Below are 18,884 nucleotides of genomic sequence, written 5' to 3' on the forward strand. Positions count from 1 at the left end.
CAACGTGCTCAGGCTTTCCCGGACACCCCCACCCAGTGCCTCCACTCATGCCTCAAGAAACCTTCACCCTGCAGATTCGCCAGATCCGGCTGGAGACTGATGACGTGCTGTCCTTTGAGCTGGCCAGCCCCACGCAGGACCCGCTGCCGGTCGCACCGGCAGGCGCTCACCTGGAGCTTCATCTCCCTGGCGCGCTACAGCGCAGCTACTCTTTGCTGGATGAGGGGCTCGGCGGTTGCTACCGCATCGCCGTCAAGCGCGAACCCCAGAGCCGTGGCGGTTCCGCGTGGTTACACAGTCAGGCCCGCGTGGGACAGACGCTGCAAGCCCAGGCCCCGCGCAACGATTTCGCACTGAACGAGCACGCGCCGGAGTCCATCCTGATCGCCGGCGGGATCGGTATCACGCCCTTGCTGGCCATGGCTCGGCGCCTCAACAGACTGGGACACCGCTGGTCGCTCCACTACGCCGCCCCCAGCCCCGACCGCATGGCCTATCGGGATTGCCTGCAGGCACTGGCCGCCGACGGCCACGGCAGCCTGCACACCTACTGCAGCAGCGAGGACAGGCGCCTGGACATCGCCGCCGTGGTGCGCGCATCCGGTCCGCAAGCACACCTCTATTGCTGCGGACCCGCCGGCCTCATCGACGACTTCATCACCGCAACCCAGGACCGTCCACCCGAACGCGTCCACTACGAGCGCTTTGCCGCCCGCCACGCTGCCTCCACAGAGGGGGGCTACGAAGCCTTGCTGGCCCGTTCGGGCAAGACCGTGAAGGTGAGCGCAGGCAGGACCCTCCTGGACGCGATCCTCGATGCCGGCGTCGACATCCCCTACGCCTGCTCGCAGGGCGTCTGCGGAACCTGCCGCACGCGCGTGATTTCCGGCACCCCGGACCATCGGGACGAATGCCTGACGGAAGCCGAAAGGCAGAGCAACGAAGCCATCATCCCCTGTTGCTCGGGCGCGCTTTCCAGCTCGCTGGTGCTCGATCTCTGAGCCGTTTCAGCCCGCCTGCATCGACTGCCTGGCCGTCCACTGCGCCAGGTACTGATCGTGCAGGCGCACCAGCGCCTTGGTCATTTCCTTCGTGGCAGCTTCGGCGTCCCGCGCCCGCAGGTGCTTGAGGAGCCTGCGGCGCGAGGGCAGTATGAATGAGTTCTCGCTCGGGCCGATCTGCTGGATGAACTCGGCCAGCACGCTCATGACACCTTGGATCGTGCTCTCGATGATCGGGTTCCGGGTCAGTCCGGCCAACACCAGATGGAACTCCCGGTTGAGTCGCGCCCGTTCATCAAAATTGCCAGCCGCATCGGCTCGGGCCGTGGCATCCACATTGGCCTGCAACTGATCGATGTCCTCATCGCTCGCGATTTCGCAGACGATGCCCACGATCATCCGGCTCAACCAGATGCGCGCGTCCGTCAATTGTTTGGGCGTGATCGCGCCAAGGTGGTACAGATCGCGCATGCTCTTCGCGATCGTGGCCGCGTCGCCATGCCGGACAAAGGCCCCGCCATGGGCGCCTTTGCGCAGCTCGATCAGCTTGGCCTGTTCCAGCGCCCTGAGAGCCTCGCGCAAGGTATTGCGGCTCACATTGAAGCGTTGTGAAAGATCCCTCTCGGCAGGCAGCTTGTCGCCGGGGCGCAATCTTCCCTGGGCGATCTGATCGCGGATCTGCGCCTCGATCTCGTCTGCGGCCCGCAGCGAAGAGATGGCTTCAAAATCTGGCTGACCCAATGCACGCCTCCCGCAGATGCCTGTTTGTCACACTTGCCACAACCGGCCCGCATTTTATGTTCGCCAGCCTGTCCAGGCGGGCCTGCATGCCATACTGCTCGGCGATTTTTTCTACCCAGACCCAGAGCCCCTCCGTGGACGCCAACGTGCTCGACTTTCAACCCATCCAGCCCGTTCGGACTTTCGAGGCCGTGGAACAACGCATCCGAGAGCAGATTGCCAGCGGGCGCCTGCGGCCCGGCGACAAGCTCCCTTCAGAGCGCGAGTTGGCGGAGCAACTGCGTGTTGGCCGCAACACGGTGCGGGAGGCGCTTCGCAGCCTCGAAAACGCTGGTGTCCTCAGCCTGACGAGAGGCGTCAAAGGCGGCGCCTTCATCCGCGAAGGCAGCAATCTGCGCATCACCCAGGCCGTGACCGATCTGGTCGCACTGGGATCGGTCTCGCTCGACGATCTGACGGAACTGCGCATCCACCTGCTCGATGCGGTGGTCCGCCTGGCCTGCGAACGTGCCACCCCCCAACAAATCGCCGAACTCGACGCCGTTGTCCAGAGCACCAAGGATGCCAACGATGCGGCCTCCGAGGGCAAACGTCTCGATGCCGCCCTGGAGTTTTACAGGTTGCTGGCGGCCGCCACGCAGAACAGGGCTTTCGCCATGATGGTCGCGTCCATTGGTGAGACCGTGGTCCGCCTGCTTGGCACCATCAGCTACCCGCCGGAAAAGCTGTTCCAGGCCCGATGCCGCTTCATGGTGCATTTCCAGGCACGCGATGCCGATGCCGCCTGCAAAGAGCTGAACGCGCTCCTCGTTGCCCTGCGCGACCACGCCAAACGCGTCAGCCGCAAGCCGCGCCGCCAGGCCGTCTGACCCGCACTCGCCCGACATCCCGCTCGCGCCGGTCGGGCCACACAAGGGTTAACCCTCGATTTACCGGCACAAACCTCTTTTAAAATGGTAGAACCATTGGATATTTCTGATGTTCAATCAATTCAAGCCGGCACTGCCGCCGTTTGCCTGGTCGTTCCCCATTTGCTGCGAGGTTCCATGTCCCAACCTTCCCACCCACCGCTCCTGCCCCATCCGTATCTCGACGGCACCGTCAAGCACCTGCTCATTGACGGACAGCACGTTCCCGCGCTATCGGGCCGCACCTTCGCCACCCTCAACCCCGCCACCGGCGACATCAACGCCCACGTCGCCGAAGCCGGTGCCGAAGACATCGACCGGGCGGTGGCAGCAGCACGCAAGGCGTTTGAACAAGGTCCGTGGAGCCGGTTCACCCCCTTTGACCGCCAGGCGGTCCTGCTCAAACTGGCCGATCTGCTCGACCGCCATTTCGATGAGCTGGCCACCCTAGACTCCCTCGACATGGGCGCCCCCATCAGCGCCACCACGACACGCCGTCGACGCGGCATCGGGCTTCTGCGCTACTACGCCGGGCTCGCCACCGCCATTCACGGGCAGACCATCGGCAACTCCCAGCCCGGAGACATCTTCACCTACACCTTGAAGGAGCCTGTCGGGGTGGTGGCCGCCATCAACCCGTGGAACGGCCCACTGGGCATGGCCATCTGGAAGATTGCCCCCGCCCTGGCCACCGGGTGCACGGTGGTTCTCAAACCGGCCGAGCAGGCACCACTGTCCCCGATGCGGTTTGGTGAGCTCTGCCTCGAAGCCGGCATTCCGCCCGGCGTCGTGAACATCGTTCCAGGCCTGGGCGCCGCCGGTGCCGCACTGGCCGCCCACCCGGGTGTGGACAAGGTAGCCTTCACCGGCTCGACCGAGGTGGGCCAGCACATCGTTCGTGCATCGGCTGGCAACCTCAAGCGCGTCTCGCTCGAACTCGGTGGCAAGTCACCCAACATCGTCTTCGCCGATGCCGATCTGGATGCCGCCGTTCCCGGTGCTGCCATGGCGGTGTTTGCCAATTCGGGGCAGATCTGCAGCGCTGGAACACGGCTGTTTGTCGAACGCCGGATTCACGACGAGTTCGTCGAGCGCGTGGCGCAGTTTGCCAAGCGTCTGCGCGTGGGAAACCCTCTGGATCCACAAACCCAGCTCGGTCCGCTGGTCAGCGAAGAGCAGCTGTCGCGTGTCGTGAGCTACATGGAGATCGGCCGCTCGGAAGGCGCCACCGCCCATGCGGGCGGCGAACGGCTCCAGGGGGCCGGCCTGGAACGGGGGTACTTCGTGGCACCCACTGTCTTCGCAGACGTGCGAGACGAGATGAAGATCGCGGCAGAGGAAATTTTCGGTCCCGTGATCTCGGTGCTTCCTTTCGACACCACCGAAGAGGCCATCGAGCGCGGCAACAACACGCCCTATGGCCTCGGCGCGGGGGTGTGGACGCGCGACACGAACAAGGTGCAGCAAGTCACCCGCGGTCTGCGCAGCGGCTCCGTCTGGGTCAATTGCTACGGTCCCATGGATCCGGCCGTTCCGTTCGGCGGCTACAAGATGAGTGGCTATGGCCGGGAGTCCGGTACGGAGCACATCGAGGAGTTTCTCCAGACCAAGGCGGTTTGGTTCAAGGGCCGGGGTTGATCCCGTGGCATGCGCATGACCCAGCAATCTCTCTCATTCGACTACATCGTGGTGGGCGCCGGCGCAGCCGGCTGTGTGCTCGCCAACCGCCTGTCTCAGGACCCGCAGGTCCGCGTTGCGCTGATCGAAGCGGGTCCGTCGGACCGGCGATTTCCTCTGAACTGGAAGACCGCCATCCCGATTGGCAACGTCTTCCTGTTGCCCCACGCCAGGTACAACTGGCAGTACAGTTTTCAAGGCGGGGCCGGTGTCGGCCACCGACAAATTCCCTGCCCGCGGGGCAAGCTGTTTGGCGGCTGCACGTCGGTGAACGGCACCGTCTACATCCGCGGCCACCGCAACGACTACGACCGCTGGCTCGCCGAAGGCAACGACGGCTGGGGCTTTGACGACGTGCTGCCCTACTTTCTCCGGCACGAAAACCGGTCTCAGGGTGCATCCCCATGGCACGCTCGGGGGGGTGAACTCGATGTGCAACCGCTGAAAGACCCCCACCGCCTCTCGCACGCTTTTGTCGAAGCCGCCTGCGAAGCCGGGCACGCTCGCAACGACGACTTCAATGGTGCGATCCAAGATGGCTTCGGCCTCTTCGAGCTCAACCAGCGGAACTCCGTCCGCCTCAGCAGTTCACGGGCGTTCTTGCACCCTGCATTGTCGCGCCCCAATCTTCATGTCTTCGACCAGTCGACCGCACACCGTGTGCTCTTCGTCGGCAACCGTGCCGTGGGTGTCTCCATCCACCGCCACGGGCAGACGCTCGATCTGCGTGCCAGCGAAGAGGTCGTGCTTTCCGGCGGAGCGATCAATTCACCACAACTGCTCATGCTATCGGGCGTCGGCGATGCACCCGCCCTGGCGCAGCATGGCATTCCCGTCGTGCACGACCTTCCGGGCGTCGGCCGCAATCTCCAGGACCACCCCAGCGCTTCCATCGCGCTGACCAACCCCTCCGCCGAGTCCTATGCATTGACGTGGCGCACCGCTCCCCGTGCCATCGCCGCGCCTTGGCGCTATCTGCTCGGCGGCAAGGGCATGCTGGCGTCCAATGCCGCGGAAGCCGGGGGGTTCATCCGCACCGACGAGGGCCTGGCCGAACCCGACATCCAGTACACGCTCATGGTGGGCCTCAAGGAGAGCGCCCGCACATTGCCGCGTCGCCACGGATTCATGTGCCACGTCAGTCTCCTGCGGCCATCCACACGCGGGCAGGTTCGCCTGCAATCGGCCCTCCCCAACGAGAAGCCCCTCATCGAGCCGGCGTTCCTCGAAGATCCGCGCGACGTGGCCACCCTGATCAAAGGAATGCGCGAGGCGCGACGCATTCTCGGCATGCCCGCCATCGCCGGGTATATCGGCCAGGAACTGACCCCTGGCGATGCTGCCCTCTCCGACGAAGCCCTCGAAGCCTATATCCGCAACTCGGTATCCACCATCTACCACCCTGTCGGCACTTGCAAGATGGGCCCCGCAAGCGATCCGATGGCGGTGGTCGATGCCACATTGAAAGTGCACGGCCTCCAGGGCCTGCGAGTGGCCGATGCCTCCATCATGCCGAACATCGTGGGGGGCAATACCGCAGCACCTTCAATGATGATCGGCGAGCGCGCGGCCGACTTCATGCGATCCGCCTGACCCCCTGCTTCACCCCCGCCCCCGGTTGCCAACCCACGGTGGGGCCGGCGACTGTCGATTCGGGGCGGCCATGCACCGGCCTGCCCATGCCTCCGGTGCGAAGCCTCTCAACGCCCAAACGAAAGCCCCGGGGATCTTGTCGATACCCCGGGGCTCGCCAAAGGCATGACGCGCTCGCGCGCCATGCCCTGCTGCTTCAGGACTTGACGCCCTGCTTTTCGATCAGGCGGCGCGCACTCTGCACCAGCGAACGACCATCCAGCCCGCGCTTTTCCATCTCCTGAATCCACTCGACTTCCACCGGCGCCGTCTTGCGATAGAACTGCTGCGCGTCTGCACCATCGATCTGGTGGATGGTATTGCCCCGGTCCTGAGCCGCCTTCTTGCCCACCGGATCGCCGAGCAAGGTTCCGGCGCCCATGCGACCGGACTGCTCCAGGCCCGAGCACCGGTCGATCACCTTGCGCAGATCGTCCGGCATCTCTTGGTACTTCCGCTTGTTCATCGCCAACACAAAGGCGGCCGTGTAGAGCGAGTTCACGCCAGGCGCGAATTCGGAGTGGAACGGCGCAAGCTCGTGCGCCTTGATCGGGTACGCGGCATCCCAGGGAATCACCGCGCCATCGATCACGCCCTTGCTCAGCGCATCCGGAATCGCGGGCAGCGGCATGCCGACCGGGGTGGCCCCCAGATTGCTCAACAGCTTGGTCACGAGTCGGGTGGCACCGCGCACCTTGGAACCCGCGAAGTCTTCGGGGCGCTTGATCAGTTTGTTGCGCATGTGAATGACGCCGGGGCTGTGCACGTGAAAGGCCAACGCCTGAACCTCGCGGAATTCCGTGGTCGCTTCTTTCTCCATGTACTCCCAGAGCGCCCGCGATGTGCGTTCCGCGTTGTTCATCATGAACGGCAGCTCGAAGACCTCGATGCGGGGGAAACGCCCCGGTGTGTTGCCCGGCAATGTCCACGCCACGTCGACCACCCCGTCCCGAGCCTGGTCGAAGAGCTGCGCGGGTGTTCCGCCCATCTGCATTGCCGGATAGGCCTCGAACTTGATGGCGTCGCCCGACTCCTTTTCCACCCGTTCGATCCATGGCTGAACGATATTGCGCCAGCCCGTCGACTGCTGCGGCAGAAAGGTGTGAAAACGGAGCTTCAAACGCGGCTGGGCAAACCCTGTCAGCGCAGGTGCTCCCAGGCTGAGGGCACCGGCCTGCAGGATCGTTCTTCGTTGCATCATGGGACAGTCTCCAAATAGGAATCGATGGGGTTGAGAGAAGCCGTTCCTCGGGCCACCCCTGCCAGATCGTTGATCGATTGGCTTTCTGGCCCGGGTCTATTGGTTCTACCAATTATAGGAATAGCCAATAAAGCACCCTCCCGGGGTAAACCCTCGGAAGCCCCGCATACCCCACCGTCCATCCGCTGGTTGCTTGCGCCTGAAGTGCACAACCCTTGGCAGTGCACAGCTTCAGGTCGACCCGAACCAAAGCCCTCGACATCCCCCCATCTCCTGCCTCGCGGCTGTTGTTACAGCGACGTTCAAGCGCGCAGGCGCCCACCGCCCGTGGCATGCATGCAGCATCCGGGAATGCACAAACCGCTTGGTCCAAGCCACCTGCCAGCCGGAGCCGCAATGAGCCGGGCCGGCGTTGGCCAGCGGTCGGCCCCACTGCGCGCCCTGCCGCGACGGCCGCGACGGCCGCGACGGCCGCGACGGCCGCGACGGCCGCGACGGCCGCGGATCAGCCGACTCCGGGAATCAACCCTTGTCCAGCCCCAGCAGCCGCACCGCGTTGCCCTTGAGGATGCCGGGCATCACTTCGGGTTTGAAGCCGGCCACTTCGAAGTCCTTCATCCAGCGCTCGGGCGTGATCAGCGGATAGTCGCTGCCGAACAGCACGCGGTCCTTGAGCAGGGTGTTGGCGTACTGCACGAGTTGCTTGGGGAAATACTTCGGGCTCCAGCCGCTGAGGTCGATCCACACGTTGGGCTTGTGCGTGGCCACCGACAGCGCCTCGTCTTGCCACGGGAAGCTGGGGTGCGCCATCACGATCTGCATGTCGGGGAAGTCGATCGCCACGTCGTCCAGGTGGATGGGGTTGCTGTATTCCAGCCGCAGGCCGCCGCCGCAGCGCATGCCCGAACCGATGCCGCTGTGGCCGGTGTGGAAGATGGCCGGCAGCTTGTGCGCATTGATCACTTCGTAGATCGGCCAGGCCATCTTGTCGTAGGGGTGGTAGCCCTGCACCGTCGGATGGAACTTGAAGCCCTTGATGCCTTCTTCCTGGATCAGGCGCTCAGCCTCGCGTGCGCCCATTTTCCCCTTGTGCGGGTCGATGCTGGCGAAGGCCATCATCATGTCGCTGTTCTCGCGCGCCGCCTGGGCAATCTCCTCGTTGGGGATGCGACGGCGACCCAGCTTGGACTCGCTGTCGACGGTAAACATCACGAGCCCGATCTTGCGTTCGCGGTAGTAGGCGATGGTCTCGGCGATGGTCGGTCGGCGGTTGCTGCCGAAGTACTTGTCGGCCGCGCGGTCGTACTCCTCCCCGTAGTTGTCGAACGGGTTCCAGCAGCTCACTTCAGCGTGGGTATGAATGTCGATGGCGATCAGGTTCTGGTGATCCATGGGGGTCTCCGGGACTAGGGTAAACACCGATGCAATCGGTGCCTGCTTTGCTTGATTTGGTTATTGTTTATAACAATAATCCCCTCACCCAACAAGCCCGCATTCCCTGATGACCATGACCCCTTCCAACCCGGACCTGCGCCTGCGCCTGCATGGCGAACAATCGGAAATCGCCATCGTCACGCTCAACCGCGCGGCCAAGCGCAATGCGCTCAACGATGGCCTGATCCTGTCGCTGCGCGACGTGTTCCAGAACCTGCCCGCCAGCGTGCGCGCCGCCGTGATCCACGGCGAAGGCGATCACTTCAGCGCGGGGCTTGACCTGTCCGAACTCAGCGAACGCGACGCCAGCGAAGGCGTCTTCCACTCGCGCATGTGGCACGCCGCGCTGGACTGCGTGGAAAAAGGCAACGTTCCGGTGATCGCGGCCCTGCACGGCGCGGTGGTCGGCGGCGGCCTGGAGCTGGCCAGCGCCTGCCACATCCGTGTGGCCGACGACAGCACTTTCTACGCGCTGCCCGAAGGCACGCGCGGCATCTTCGTCGGTGGCGGCGGCGCGGTGCGCGTGCCCAAGCTGATCGGCGCCGCCCGCATGACCGACATGATGCTGACCGGCCGCGTCTACAACGCGGTGGACGGCGAGCGCATCGGCCTGTCGCAGTACGTGGTGCCGCAAGGCACGTCGCTGGACAAGGCCATCGACCTGGCCACCCGCATCGCCGGCAACGCCCGCATGACCAACTTCGCGCTCATGCACGCCCTGCCCCGCATCGCCGAACAGCCGGCCGACCACGGCTTCCTGACCGAAGCCATGATGGCCGCGATCGCCCAGTCGGCCCCCGAAGCCAAGGCCCGCGTGCGCGCTTTCCTGGAAGGCAAGGCGGCCAAGGTCAGCAAGGACTGATCTTTCTGTATCCACGAGCCAAGCCGGCGGCAGACCGGCAGCGCCCGACACCCGTTGACCCGAGAGAGACATGAGCACGACAGCGAAATACCGCCCTCTGAAGTTCGGCGTCACGCGCGCCACCCTGCGCGACGGCAGCCCCGGCGTCCACTATCTGCGCGCCGACCAGGCGCTCGACGCCTTTCCCGAGCGCATCACCGACCGCCTCGTCCACTGGGCCCGCACCGAACCCGGGCGCACGCTGTTCGCGCGCCGCGTGAAGCAGGCCGATGGCAGCAGCGGTGACTGGAAACACATCAGCTTCGCGCAGGCGCTGGACGCCGCGCGCCGTATCGGTCAGGGTCTGATCGACCGGGGTCTGTCGGTCGAGCGCCCAGTGCTCATCCTCAGCGAGAACGACCTCGAACATGCCTTGCTGGCGCTGGGCTGCGTGTACGCCGGCATCCCCTACTGCCCGACGTCGCCGGCCTATTCGCTCATCAGCCAGGACTTCGACAAGCTCCGCCACGTGGTCAAGACGCTGACCCCGGGCCTGGTCTTCGCCAGCGACGCCAACCGTTACAGCCGGGCCATGCTCGCCACGCTGGACAGCGACGTCGAACTGGTCGCCACCGAAGGCACGGTGCCTGGTCGGGCCACCACCTCGTTCGCCGCGCTGCTCGAGACCGAGCCGACCGACGCCGTCGACGCAGCAATGGCCGCCACCGGCCCGGACACCATCACCAAATTCCTGTTCACCTCCGGCTCGACCAAGATGCCCAAGGCGGTGATCAACACCCAGCGCATGTGGTGCGCCAACCAGCAGCAAATGACGCAGTCAATGCCCGTCCTGGGCGAAGGCAACCTGGTGCTGGTCGACTGGCTGCCCTGGAACCACACCTTCGGCGGCAACCACAACTTCGGCATGGTGATCTACCACGGTGGCTCCATGTACATCGACGACGGCAAGCCGACGCCGGCCCTGATCGGGGAAACCCTGCGCAACCTGCGCGAGATCGCGCCCACGGTGTACTTCAATGTGCCCACCGGGTTCGAAGCCATTGCCAACGCCATGAAGACCGACGACCTGCTGCGCAAGACGCTGCTGTCGCGGGTGCAGATGTTCTTCTATGCGGGCGCCGCCCTGGCCCAGCCCGTGTGGGACAGCCTCTTCGAAAGCCAGGAGCGCGAAATCGGCGAGCGCATCGTGATGAGCACCGGCCTGGGCATGACGGAATCGGGCCCGTTCGGCATCTTCGTGACCAACCCGAACGTGAAGGCCGGCGACCTGGGCCTGCCCACGCCGGGCCTGGACCTCAAGCTGGTGGACATCGACGGCAAGACCGAAGTGCGTTACCGCGGTCCCAACATCACCCCGGGATACTGGCGCATGCCGGCCGAAACCGCCGAAGCCTTCGACGAAGAAGGCTTCTTCAAGACCGGCGATGCCGTCAAGTGGATCGACGAGACCGACGTGCACCAGGGCCTGAAATTCGACGGTCGCATTGCCGAAGACTTCAAACTCGCCACCGGCACCTTCGTGAGCGTGGGTCCGCTGCGCGCGAAGATCATCGCGGCCGGCGCGCCCTATGTGCAGGACGTGGTGCTGACCGGCCTGAACATGAAAGAAGTCGGCGCCATGGTCTTCCCCACGGCCGCCGTGCGCCAGCTCAGCGGCCTGCCGGCCGATGCCTCGCTGCACGACGTGCTCGACGCGCCGGGTGTGCTGGCCCATTTCCAGACCGTGGTCAACGAACTGGCCCGCTCCGCCACCGGCAGCGCCAACCGCATTGCGCGCCTGTGCCTGCTGGCCGATCCCCCCACCATCGACCGCGGCGAGATCACCGACAAGGGCTCGATCAACCAGCGTTCGGTGCTCAGCCACCGGGCCGACACCGTGGCCAAGCTGCACGCTGACGAGTTGCACTACATCCTCAAACCGAACATCTGACCCCGCCATCACCGGCACGGCCTCCACAGCCATGCCGACAGGCCGGCGGCGCCAGGCCTCTGCACGCGGCGGACACGGCAAAGCGATACGAACGGGTGGAAAGGACCCAGCCATGACACAACGAGGTTTCTTCACAGCATTCGAGGACGTCGTGATCGTCGACGGCGTGCGCACGCCGATGGTCGACTACTGCGGCGCGCTGGGCCACATCTCGCCGACCGACCTGGGCATCAAGGCCGCGCGCGCTGCGCTCGCGCGTGCCGGCATCGCCCCGAGCGAGATCGGCTCGGTGGTCACCGGCAACATGGCGCCCGGCGACTTCGACCAGTTCTTCCTGCCGCGCCACATCGGCCTGTACGCCGGCGTGCCGGTCGAGGTGCCCGCCATCATGGCGCAGCGCATCTGCGGCACCGGCTTCGAGCTTTTCCGCCAGGCCGGTGAACACATCCAGGGCGGCGCCTGCGACGCGGCGCTGGTGGTGGGCACGGAAAGCATGACGCGCAACCCCATCGCCGCCTTCGACCACCGCACCGGCTTCAAGCTGGGCGCGCCGGTCGGCTTCAAGGACTACATGTGGGAAGCGCTCAAGGATCCCGCGGCCGGCATCAACATGATCCAGACCGCCGAGAACCTGGCCAAGAAGTACGGCATCACGCGCGAAGAAGTCGACACGTTTGCGTCGGCCTCGTTCGCCAAGGCCGTGGCGGCCCAGGAAAGCGGGTTCCTGGCGGGCGAGATCGTGCCGGTGGTGACCGAGAAGTTCGAGATCGACGGCTACCAGACACGCGGCATCCGGCTGCAGGGCAAGGTCACCGAAGTGGCGACCGACACCCACCCGCGCCTGTCGCCGGTCGAGGTGCTGGCCAAGCTCAAGCCCGTGTTCGACGGCGGCGTGCAGACCGGCGGCAACAGTTCGGCCCTGGTCGATGCCGCCGCCGCCTGCGTGGTGAGTTCCGGCGCCTACGCCAAGGCCCAGGGCAAGAAGCCGCTGGCGCGCGTGGTCGGCGCCGCTGCGGTGGGTGTGCCCCCCGAAATCATGGGCATCGGCCCGGCGCCGGCGATCCGCCTGCTGCTGGAGCGCACCGGCCTGAAGCTGGACGACATCGCCCGCTTCGAGGTCAACGAAGCCCAGGGCGCCCAGACCCTCGCGGTCGCCAAGGAGCTGGGCATGGACATCAACAAGCTCAACGTCAACGGCGGCGCCATCGCGCTGGGCCACCCGCTGGCCACCACCGGTGTGCGCCTGACGCTGACGCTGGCCCGCGAGCTGCAGCGCAGCGGCAAGAAGTACGGCATTTCCAGCGCCTGCGTCGGCGGTGGCCAGGGCATCGCCCTCCTCATTGAGAACCCGGAAGGAAACTGACATGAACATCCAAGGACAGGCCGCCCTCGTCACCGGCGGCGGCTCCGGCCTCGGGGAGGCCACCGCCCGCGAACTCGCCCGGCTGGGTGCCAAGGTCGCCGTGCTCGACCTCAACCTCGACAACGCCCAGCGCGTGGCGGGCGAGATCGGCGGCGTGGCCATCCGCTGCGACGTGAGCAACCCCGAAAGCATGCAAGCCGCCATCGATACGGCGGCCGCGGCCCATGGCCCGGCACGCATCCTGATGCAGATCGCCGGTATCGGCACGGCCAAGCGCGTGATCGGCAAGGACGGCAACGCCGCACCGCTGGAAGACTTTGCCAAGGTGGTCAACGTCAACCTCATCGGCACCTACAACGCTGCGCGCCTGTTCGCCGCAGCCTGCGCCAAGCTCGACCCGATGGAAGACGGCGAGCGCGGCGCGATGGTGTTCACCGCCAGCGTCGCCGCCTTCGACGGCCAGGTCGGCCAGCAGGCCTACAGCGCGTCCAAGGGCGGCGTGGTCGGCATGACCCTGCCCATGGCACGCGACCTGGCGCAATACGGCATCCGTGTCTGCACCATCGCGCCCGGCCTGTTCGCCACGCCGCTGATGAAGACCCTGCCCGAGCCGGTGCAGGAATCGCTGGCCAAAAGCATTCCCTTCCCGCAACGCCTGGGTAAACCCGAAGAGTTTGCCCAACTCGCCACGCATATCGTCAGCAATGGCCACCTCAATGGCGAGGTGATCCGGCTGGATGGCGCGCTGCGAATGGCTCCCCGGTAACCCCCTCCGGCGGCGTCACCGCCTCCGGGGGCGACGCAGGCGGTGTGGCAAAGCCCGCTCCGCTGCGCCCCGGGCCAGCGTGTTTCGCGCCGATTTTCGATCTGGGTATGTATGTCAAAAACCGTTGTGTATGAAGTCGAAGTGATGTTCGGGGATTGCGATCCCGCCGGCATCGTCTTCTTTCCCAATTTCAGCAAGTGGATGGACGCCTCGTCGCTGAACTTTTTCGTCCAGTGCGGTGTGCCGCCCTGGCGCGAGCTGTCCAAGACCACCGGGATCATCGGCACGCCGCTGCTGGAAATCCACACCAAGTTTATGAAGCCCGCCACCTATGGCGAACGGCTCCAGGTCCACACCAGCGTCACCGAGTGGCGCGAGAAGGTGCTGATTCACCGACATGTGGTCATGCGTGGCGACACGGTGCTCTGCGAAGGCACCGAGACCCGCGCGTTCTGCATGCGCGATCCGGCCAACCCGGACCGCATCAAGGCGATCCCCATTCCCGCCGACATCCGCGCCCTGTGCGGCGGCTGAGGCGGCTTTTCCCCGAGTCCGCAACCACCACCCTGGAGACATAGAGCATGAAGACTTTCAAGACCCTGATCGCCGTGGCCGTCACGGCGCTGGCAGCCTCCGCTGCCCAAGCCGACGTGAAGATCGGCGTGAGCATCTCGCTGACCGGCCCGGGCTCCGGCCTGGGCATCCCGATGCAGAACCAGTTCAAGCTGTTCCCGTCCACCATCGCCGGCGAGAAGGTGCAACTGATCATCCTCGATGACGCCACCGACCCGGGCAAGGGCGCTGCCAACGCCCGCCGCTTCGTGACCGAAGACAAGGTCGACATGATCATCGGCTCCAGCATCACGGCCGTGGCTGCGGCCATGACCGACATCGCGTCGGAAGCCGGCACCGTGCAACTGGCCGGCTCGCCCGTGGGCGTGCCCGCCGGCAAGGACAAGTGGCTGTTCCGCCTGCCCCAGTCCAACACCGTGATGGGCCACGCCGTTGTGGAACACATGAAGGAACAGGGCGTCAAGACCATCGGCTTCCTGGGTTACACCGACGCCTACGGCGAACAGTGGCTCAAGGAAATCACCCCGCTGCTGGACAAGGCCGGCATCAAGATCATCGCCACCGAGCGCTTCGCCCGCACCGACACCAGCGTGACGCCGCAGGCCCTGAAGATCACGGCCTCCAACCCCGATGCGGTGCTGATCGTCGCTTCCGGCAGTGGCGCCGCCATGCCGCACATGGCCATGGTCGAGCGCGGCTTCAAGGGCAAGATCTACCAGACCCACGCGGCCGCCACCCAGGATCTGATGCGCGTCGGCGGCAAGTCGGTCGAAGGCGCTTTCGTGGTGTCCGGCCCGGCGGTGATTGCCGAGCAACTGCCCGACAAGCACCCGTCCAAGCCGGTCGCGATCGACTTCGTGCAGAAGTACGAAAAGGCCTACGGTCCGAACTCGCGCAACCAGTTCGCGGGTCACGCCTACGACGCCCAGGTGGTGCTGGAGAAGATCCTCCCGGTGGCGTTGAAGAAGGCCAAGCCCGGCACGCCCGAGTTCCGCGCTGCGCTGCGCGACACCATGGAAACCATGGGCCGCACCGTGTTCTCGCACGGCGTCATGAACTGGACTCCGGCCGACCACTGGGGCTACACGCTGGAAACCGGCGTGATGCTCAAGGTGGTCGACGGCAAGTTCAAGGTCGAATAAACCCGCCCCTTCCGGCCCCTGCCCGGGCCGGTCATGCGCAGCTCCTGCCTGCCGCGCATGACCGGCCCGGGTTTCTCCAGACTGACAAGGCCCTCCCATGGACTCCACGATCGCCAGCATCCTGCTGCTGGACGGCCTGACCAACGGTGCCGTGTACGCCCTGCTCGGGCTGGCCACGGTGCTCGTCTTCACGGTCACACGCATCATCTTCATTCCCCAGGGGGAGTTCGTCGCCTATGGCGCCCTCACCCTGGCCATCTTCCAGACCGGCAAGGTGCCGGGCACCGTCTGGCTGCTGCTGTTGCTGGCCAGCGTGGCCGCAGTCATGGAACTGTTCTCGCGCTGGCAGCACCACCGCAGCCTGCCGATCGCCCTCAAGGCCGCCCTCAAGACCCTGGCCGCGCCGGTGGCCGTGAGCCTGCTGGCGATCTGGGCCGCCCCGCAGCAGTGGCCGCTGCTGGCCCAGGCCGCCATGAGCGTGGCCATCGTCACCGTGTATGGTCCGCTGGTCTACCGCGTGGCCTACCAGTCGCTGGAGAGCGCGACCCCGCTGGTGCTGCTGATCGTTTCGGTGGGCGTGCACTTCGCCCTCACCGGCCTGGGCCTGCTGTTCTTCGGCGCCGAGGGCTTCCGCAACCCCAGCTTCTGGGACGACCGCTTCAACCTCGGCCCGGTCGCGATCTCGGGCCAGACCATCATCATCGGGTTGACCGCCATCGCGCTGATCGTGCTGCTGTGGCTGTATTTCGAGCGCACGCTGCGCGGCAAGGCGCTGCGCGCCACCGCGGTCAACCGCACCGGTGCCCGCCTGATGGGCATCTCGACCCACGCCTCCGGCCAGCTCACGCTGACCATGGCGGCCTTCATCGGCGCGCTCTCGGGCCTGCTGATCGGGCCCACCACCACCGTGTTCTACGACTCGGGCTTCCTGATCGGCCTCAAGGGCTTCGTGGCGGCCGTCGCCGCCGGCCTGTCGAGCTACCCGGGCGCCCTCATCGCGGCCGCTTTCGTGGGCGTGATCGAGGCTTTCGGCTCTTTCTGGGCCAGCGCCTTCAAGGAAGTGATCGTGTTCACACTCATCCTGCCGGTGCTGCTGGTGCGGTCGATCTACGGCCACAACGCCGACGAGGAGCATTGATTCCATGGCCCTGAAACCCCAATCCCTCGGCCTGCTCGTGCTGGCAGCCGCCGTGCCGCTGGTGGCCGTGCTGCCGCTGCCCGACTTCTGGATCACCCAGCTCAACTACATCGGCATGTACGCCATGACGGCGCTGGGCCTGGTGCTGCTCACCGGTGTGGGCGGTCTCACCTCTTTCGGCCAGGCGGCCTTCGTGGGCATCGGCGCCTACACCACAGCCTGGCTCACGCTCAACCTCGGTGTCTCGCCGTGGATCACGCTGTTCATCGGCATGGTGCTCACCGCTGCCAGCGCGCTCGTGGTCGGCGTGATCACGCTGCGCATGTCGGGCCACTACCTGCCGCTGGCCACCATCGCCTGGGGCCTGTCGCTGTACTACCTGATGGGCAACCTGGACGCGCTGGGCAAATACGATGGCCTGCTGGGCATCCAGAGCCTGAGCATCGGCAACTTCGACATCGGCCAGGGCCGCGCCTTCTTCGTGCTCACCTGGTTCATCCTGCTGGCCTTTGCGGCCGCCTTGCTGCACCTGCTGGACTCGCGCGCCGGCCGCGCCATCCGCGCCATCAAGAGCGGCCCGCAGATGGCCGAAGCCATGGGCATCAGCACCTTCCGCTACAAGGTCACGATCTTCGTGCTGGCCGCGCTGTCCGCGTCGGTCGCGGGCTGGCTGCTGGCGCATTTCCAGCGCACCGTGAACCCGTCGGCCTTCGGCCTGAAGATGGGCATCGAGTACCTGTTCATGTCGGTGGTCGGTGGCGTCAACTACGTCTGGGGTGCCTTCGTCGGCGCAGGTCTCATCAAGCTGATGGACGACCAATTGCAGGTGCTGCTGCCGCGGCTGCTCGGCACCAGCGGCAGCTACGAGGTGATCGTGTTCGGCGTCATGCTGGTGCTGGTGCTCAAGTACCTGCCCGACGGCCTGTGGTCCATGGTCGAAAAGAAGCTGCCCCGCCGTCCGCGCGCCGTCGACTGGCAGCAGGCTGCGCCGTTGCCTGAACGGAACAAACCCGCTCTGGGTGAGCTGGTGCTGGACGTGGACCGCATCCGCAAGCAGTTCGGGGGACTGACCGCCGTCAACGACATCAGCTTCCAGATCCGCGCCGGCCAGATCGTTGGCCTGATCGGCCCCAACGGTGCCGGCAAATCGACCACCTTCAACCTCATCACCGGGGTGCTCTCGCTCACCAGCGGCACGGTCAGCTACCGGGGCCGCCGCGTCAGCGGTCTGCCAGCACGCGCCATCGCCCGCGAGGGCGTCTCGCGCACCTTCCAGCACGTCAAGATGATTCCCGACATGACGGTGCTGGAGAACGTGGCGCTGGGCGCCCACACCCGGGGCCACAAGGGCGTCGCCGCGGCCATGATCCGCACCAACAGCGACGAGGAGCGGCGTCTGTTCCGCGAAGCGCAGCGCCAGCTCGAACGCATCGGCATGGGCGAGTACCTGCACGAACAGGCCGGCAACCTGGCCATGGGTCCGCAGCGCCTGATGGAAATCGCGCGCGCGCTGTGCGCCGACCCGGCCCTGCTGCTGCTGGACGAACCTGCCGCCGGCCTGCGCCACAAGGAAAAGCAGGCCCTGGCCGGGGTGCTGCGCCAGTTGCGCGACGAAGGCATGAGCATCCTGCTCGTGGAACACGACATGGACCTGGTCATGCAGGTCTGCGACCACCTCGTGGTGATGGAGTTCGGCACCCTGCTCACGCAAGGCACGCCCGAACAGATCCAGCAAGACCCGAAGGTGCGCGCCGCCTACCTCGGAACGGAACACTGATGAACACCCCGATTCTTCACGTCAAGGACCTGCGCGCCGGCTACGGCAAGGCGGAGGTGCTGCACGGCATCGGCCTGCGCGCCGACAAGGGCAGCGTGATCACCGTGATCGGCCCCAACGGCGCCGGCAAGTCGACCCTGCTCAACACCCTCATGGGCATCCTGCCCGGCAAGGGCCTCATCGAGTTCAACGGCCAGGACATCGGCACGCTCACGCTCGAAGAGCGCGTCATGCAAGGCATCGCCCTGGTGCCCGAAAAACGCGAGCTGTTCGGCTCCATGCCGGTGGAAGACAACCTGCTGCTGGGCGGCTTCCGCCAGATGCGCATCGGCAACGCCCAGTGGCGCGCCCGCCTGGACGACGTGTACGACCTCTTTCCGCGCCTGAAAGAGCGGCGCGTGCAGCTGGCCGGCACGCTCTCGGGGGGCGAGCGCCAGATGCTGGCCGTGGGACGCGCGCTGATGGCCCGCCCCGACCTGCTCATGCTCGACGAACCCAGCCTGGGCCTGGCGCCGCTGATCGTGCGCGAGATCTTCTCCATCATCCAGAGCCTGCGCCAGACCGGCGTGACCATCGTGCTCGTGGAACAGAATGCGCGCGCCGCGCTGCAGGTGGCCGATCACGGCTACGTGCTCGAAATGGGCGAACTCAGCGCGCAGGGGCCTGCCGACCAGCTCGCCAACGACCCGCGCGTGATCGAAACCTATCTGGGCAGCGCCCGCAAAAAAGACTGACCTGC

The 18,884-nt window shown here is 65.9% G+C and carries 16 protein-coding genes; 13 read left to right on the plus strand and 3 right to left on the minus strand.

Annotated elements, in window-relative coordinates:
• The first annotated feature begins 47 nt into the window (after nt 1-47).
• A complete protein-coding gene (locus L0977_RS04285) occupies nt 48-1,001 on the plus strand; it encodes a PDR/VanB family oxidoreductase (protein WP_234263514.1) in 954 nt (317 codons plus the stop codon).
• 6 nt (nt 1,002-1,007) lie between these two features.
• Here the strand turns inward: L0977_RS04285 and L0977_RS04290 are convergent, their stop codons facing one another.
• Complete coding sequence (locus L0977_RS04290) at nt 1,008-1,742, minus strand: FadR/GntR family transcriptional regulator (protein ID WP_234263516.1); 735 nt, start codon at nt 1,740-1,742, stop codon at nt 1,008-1,010.
• A gap of 134 nt (nt 1,743-1,876) precedes the next feature.
• On the opposite strand from L0977_RS04290, the gene L0977_RS25395 reads away from it, so the two are divergent.
• From L0977_RS25395 to L0977_RS04310, 3 genes are all read left to right on the plus strand, one after another.
• Nucleotides 1,877-2,611 (plus strand): FadR/GntR family transcriptional regulator, encoded by a 735-nt coding sequence (locus L0977_RS25395; RefSeq protein ID WP_326491046.1) that lies wholly within the window; start codon nt 1,877-1,879, stop codon nt 2,609-2,611.
• A gap of 177 nt (nt 2,612-2,788) precedes the next feature.
• On the plus strand, nt 2,789-4,288 hold the full coding sequence (locus L0977_RS04305) for an aldehyde dehydrogenase family protein (protein WP_234263518.1): 1,500 nt from the start codon (nt 2,789-2,791) through the stop codon (nt 4,286-4,288).
• Between the two features lie 9 nt (nt 4,289-4,297).
• Entirely contained in the window at nt 4,298-5,920 is a 1,623-nt protein-coding gene (locus L0977_RS04310; protein WP_234263520.1) for a GMC family oxidoreductase, read from the plus strand.
• A 196-nt stretch (nt 5,921-6,116) separates the two neighbouring features.
• Here L0977_RS04310 and L0977_RS04315 read toward each other — a convergent pair whose 3' ends face one another.
• Both L0977_RS04315 and L0977_RS04320 read right to left on the minus strand, forming a co-directional pair.
• Nucleotides 6,117-7,079 (minus strand): TRAP transporter substrate-binding protein, encoded by a 963-nt coding sequence (locus L0977_RS04315; RefSeq protein ID WP_234263522.1) that lies wholly within the window; start codon nt 7,077-7,079, stop codon nt 6,117-6,119.
• A gap of 603 nt (nt 7,080-7,682) precedes the next feature.
• Entirely contained in the window at nt 7,683-8,552 is an 870-nt protein-coding gene (locus tag L0977_RS04320; RefSeq protein WP_234263524.1) for an amidohydrolase family protein, read from the minus strand.
• Between the two features lie 109 nt (nt 8,553-8,661).
• Between L0977_RS04320 and L0977_RS04325 the strand changes: the two genes are divergently transcribed.
• From L0977_RS04325 to L0977_RS04365, 9 genes are all read left to right on the plus strand, one after another.
• Nucleotides 8,662-9,456, plus strand: a complete 795-nt coding sequence (locus L0977_RS04325) for a crotonase/enoyl-CoA hydratase family protein (RefSeq protein ID WP_234263526.1) — start codon at nt 8,662-8,664, stop codon at nt 9,454-9,456.
• Nucleotides 9,457-9,526: 70 nt separating this feature from the next.
• On the plus strand, nt 9,527-11,386 hold the full coding sequence (locus L0977_RS04330) for a feruloyl-CoA synthase (RefSeq protein ID WP_234263528.1): 1,860 nt from the start codon (nt 9,527-9,529) through the stop codon (nt 11,384-11,386).
• Between the two features lie 112 nt (nt 11,387-11,498).
• Complete coding sequence (locus L0977_RS04335; protein WP_234263530.1) at nt 11,499-12,749, plus strand: thiolase family protein; 1,251 nt, start codon at nt 11,499-11,501, stop codon at nt 12,747-12,749.
• A gap of 1 nt (nt 12,750) precedes the next feature.
• Entirely contained in the window at nt 12,751-13,515 is a 765-nt protein-coding gene (locus L0977_RS04340; protein WP_234263532.1) for an SDR family NAD(P)-dependent oxidoreductase, read from the plus strand.
• Nucleotides 13,516-13,626: 111 nt separating this feature from the next.
• The gene (locus tag L0977_RS04345; protein WP_234263534.1) at nt 13,627-14,049 is read left to right on the plus strand and encodes an acyl-CoA thioesterase; all 423 of its coding nucleotides are present in this window, start codon (nt 13,627-13,629) and stop codon (nt 14,047-14,049) included.
• A gap of 47 nt (nt 14,050-14,096) precedes the next feature.
• Entirely contained in the window at nt 14,097-15,230 is a 1,134-nt protein-coding gene (locus tag L0977_RS04350) for an ABC transporter substrate-binding protein (protein WP_234263536.1), read from the plus strand.
• 97 nt (nt 15,231-15,327) lie between these two features.
• Nucleotides 15,328-16,368: a branched-chain amino acid ABC transporter permease gene (locus L0977_RS04355; protein WP_234263538.1), complete on the plus strand. Its 1,041-nt coding sequence runs from the start codon at nt 15,328-15,330 to the stop codon at nt 16,366-16,368.
• Between the two features lie 4 nt (nt 16,369-16,372).
• Nucleotides 16,373-18,145, plus strand: a complete 1,773-nt coding sequence (locus L0977_RS04360) for a branched-chain amino acid ABC transporter ATP-binding protein/permease (protein ID WP_234263540.1) — start codon at nt 16,373-16,375, stop codon at nt 18,143-18,145.
• A complete protein-coding gene (locus tag L0977_RS04365; RefSeq protein ID WP_234263542.1) occupies nt 18,145-18,879 on the plus strand; it encodes an ABC transporter ATP-binding protein in 735 nt (244 codons plus the stop codon). The genes L0977_RS04360 and L0977_RS04365 overlap by 1 nt, the downstream gene beginning before the upstream one ends.
• Nucleotides 18,880-18,884: the final 5 nt, after the last annotated feature.

The sequence above is a fragment of the Hydrogenophaga sp. NFH-34 genome, from assembly GCF_021401345.1.
Lineage (GTDB): Bacteria > Pseudomonadota > Gammaproteobacteria > Burkholderiales > Burkholderiaceae_C > Hydrogenophaga > Hydrogenophaga electricum.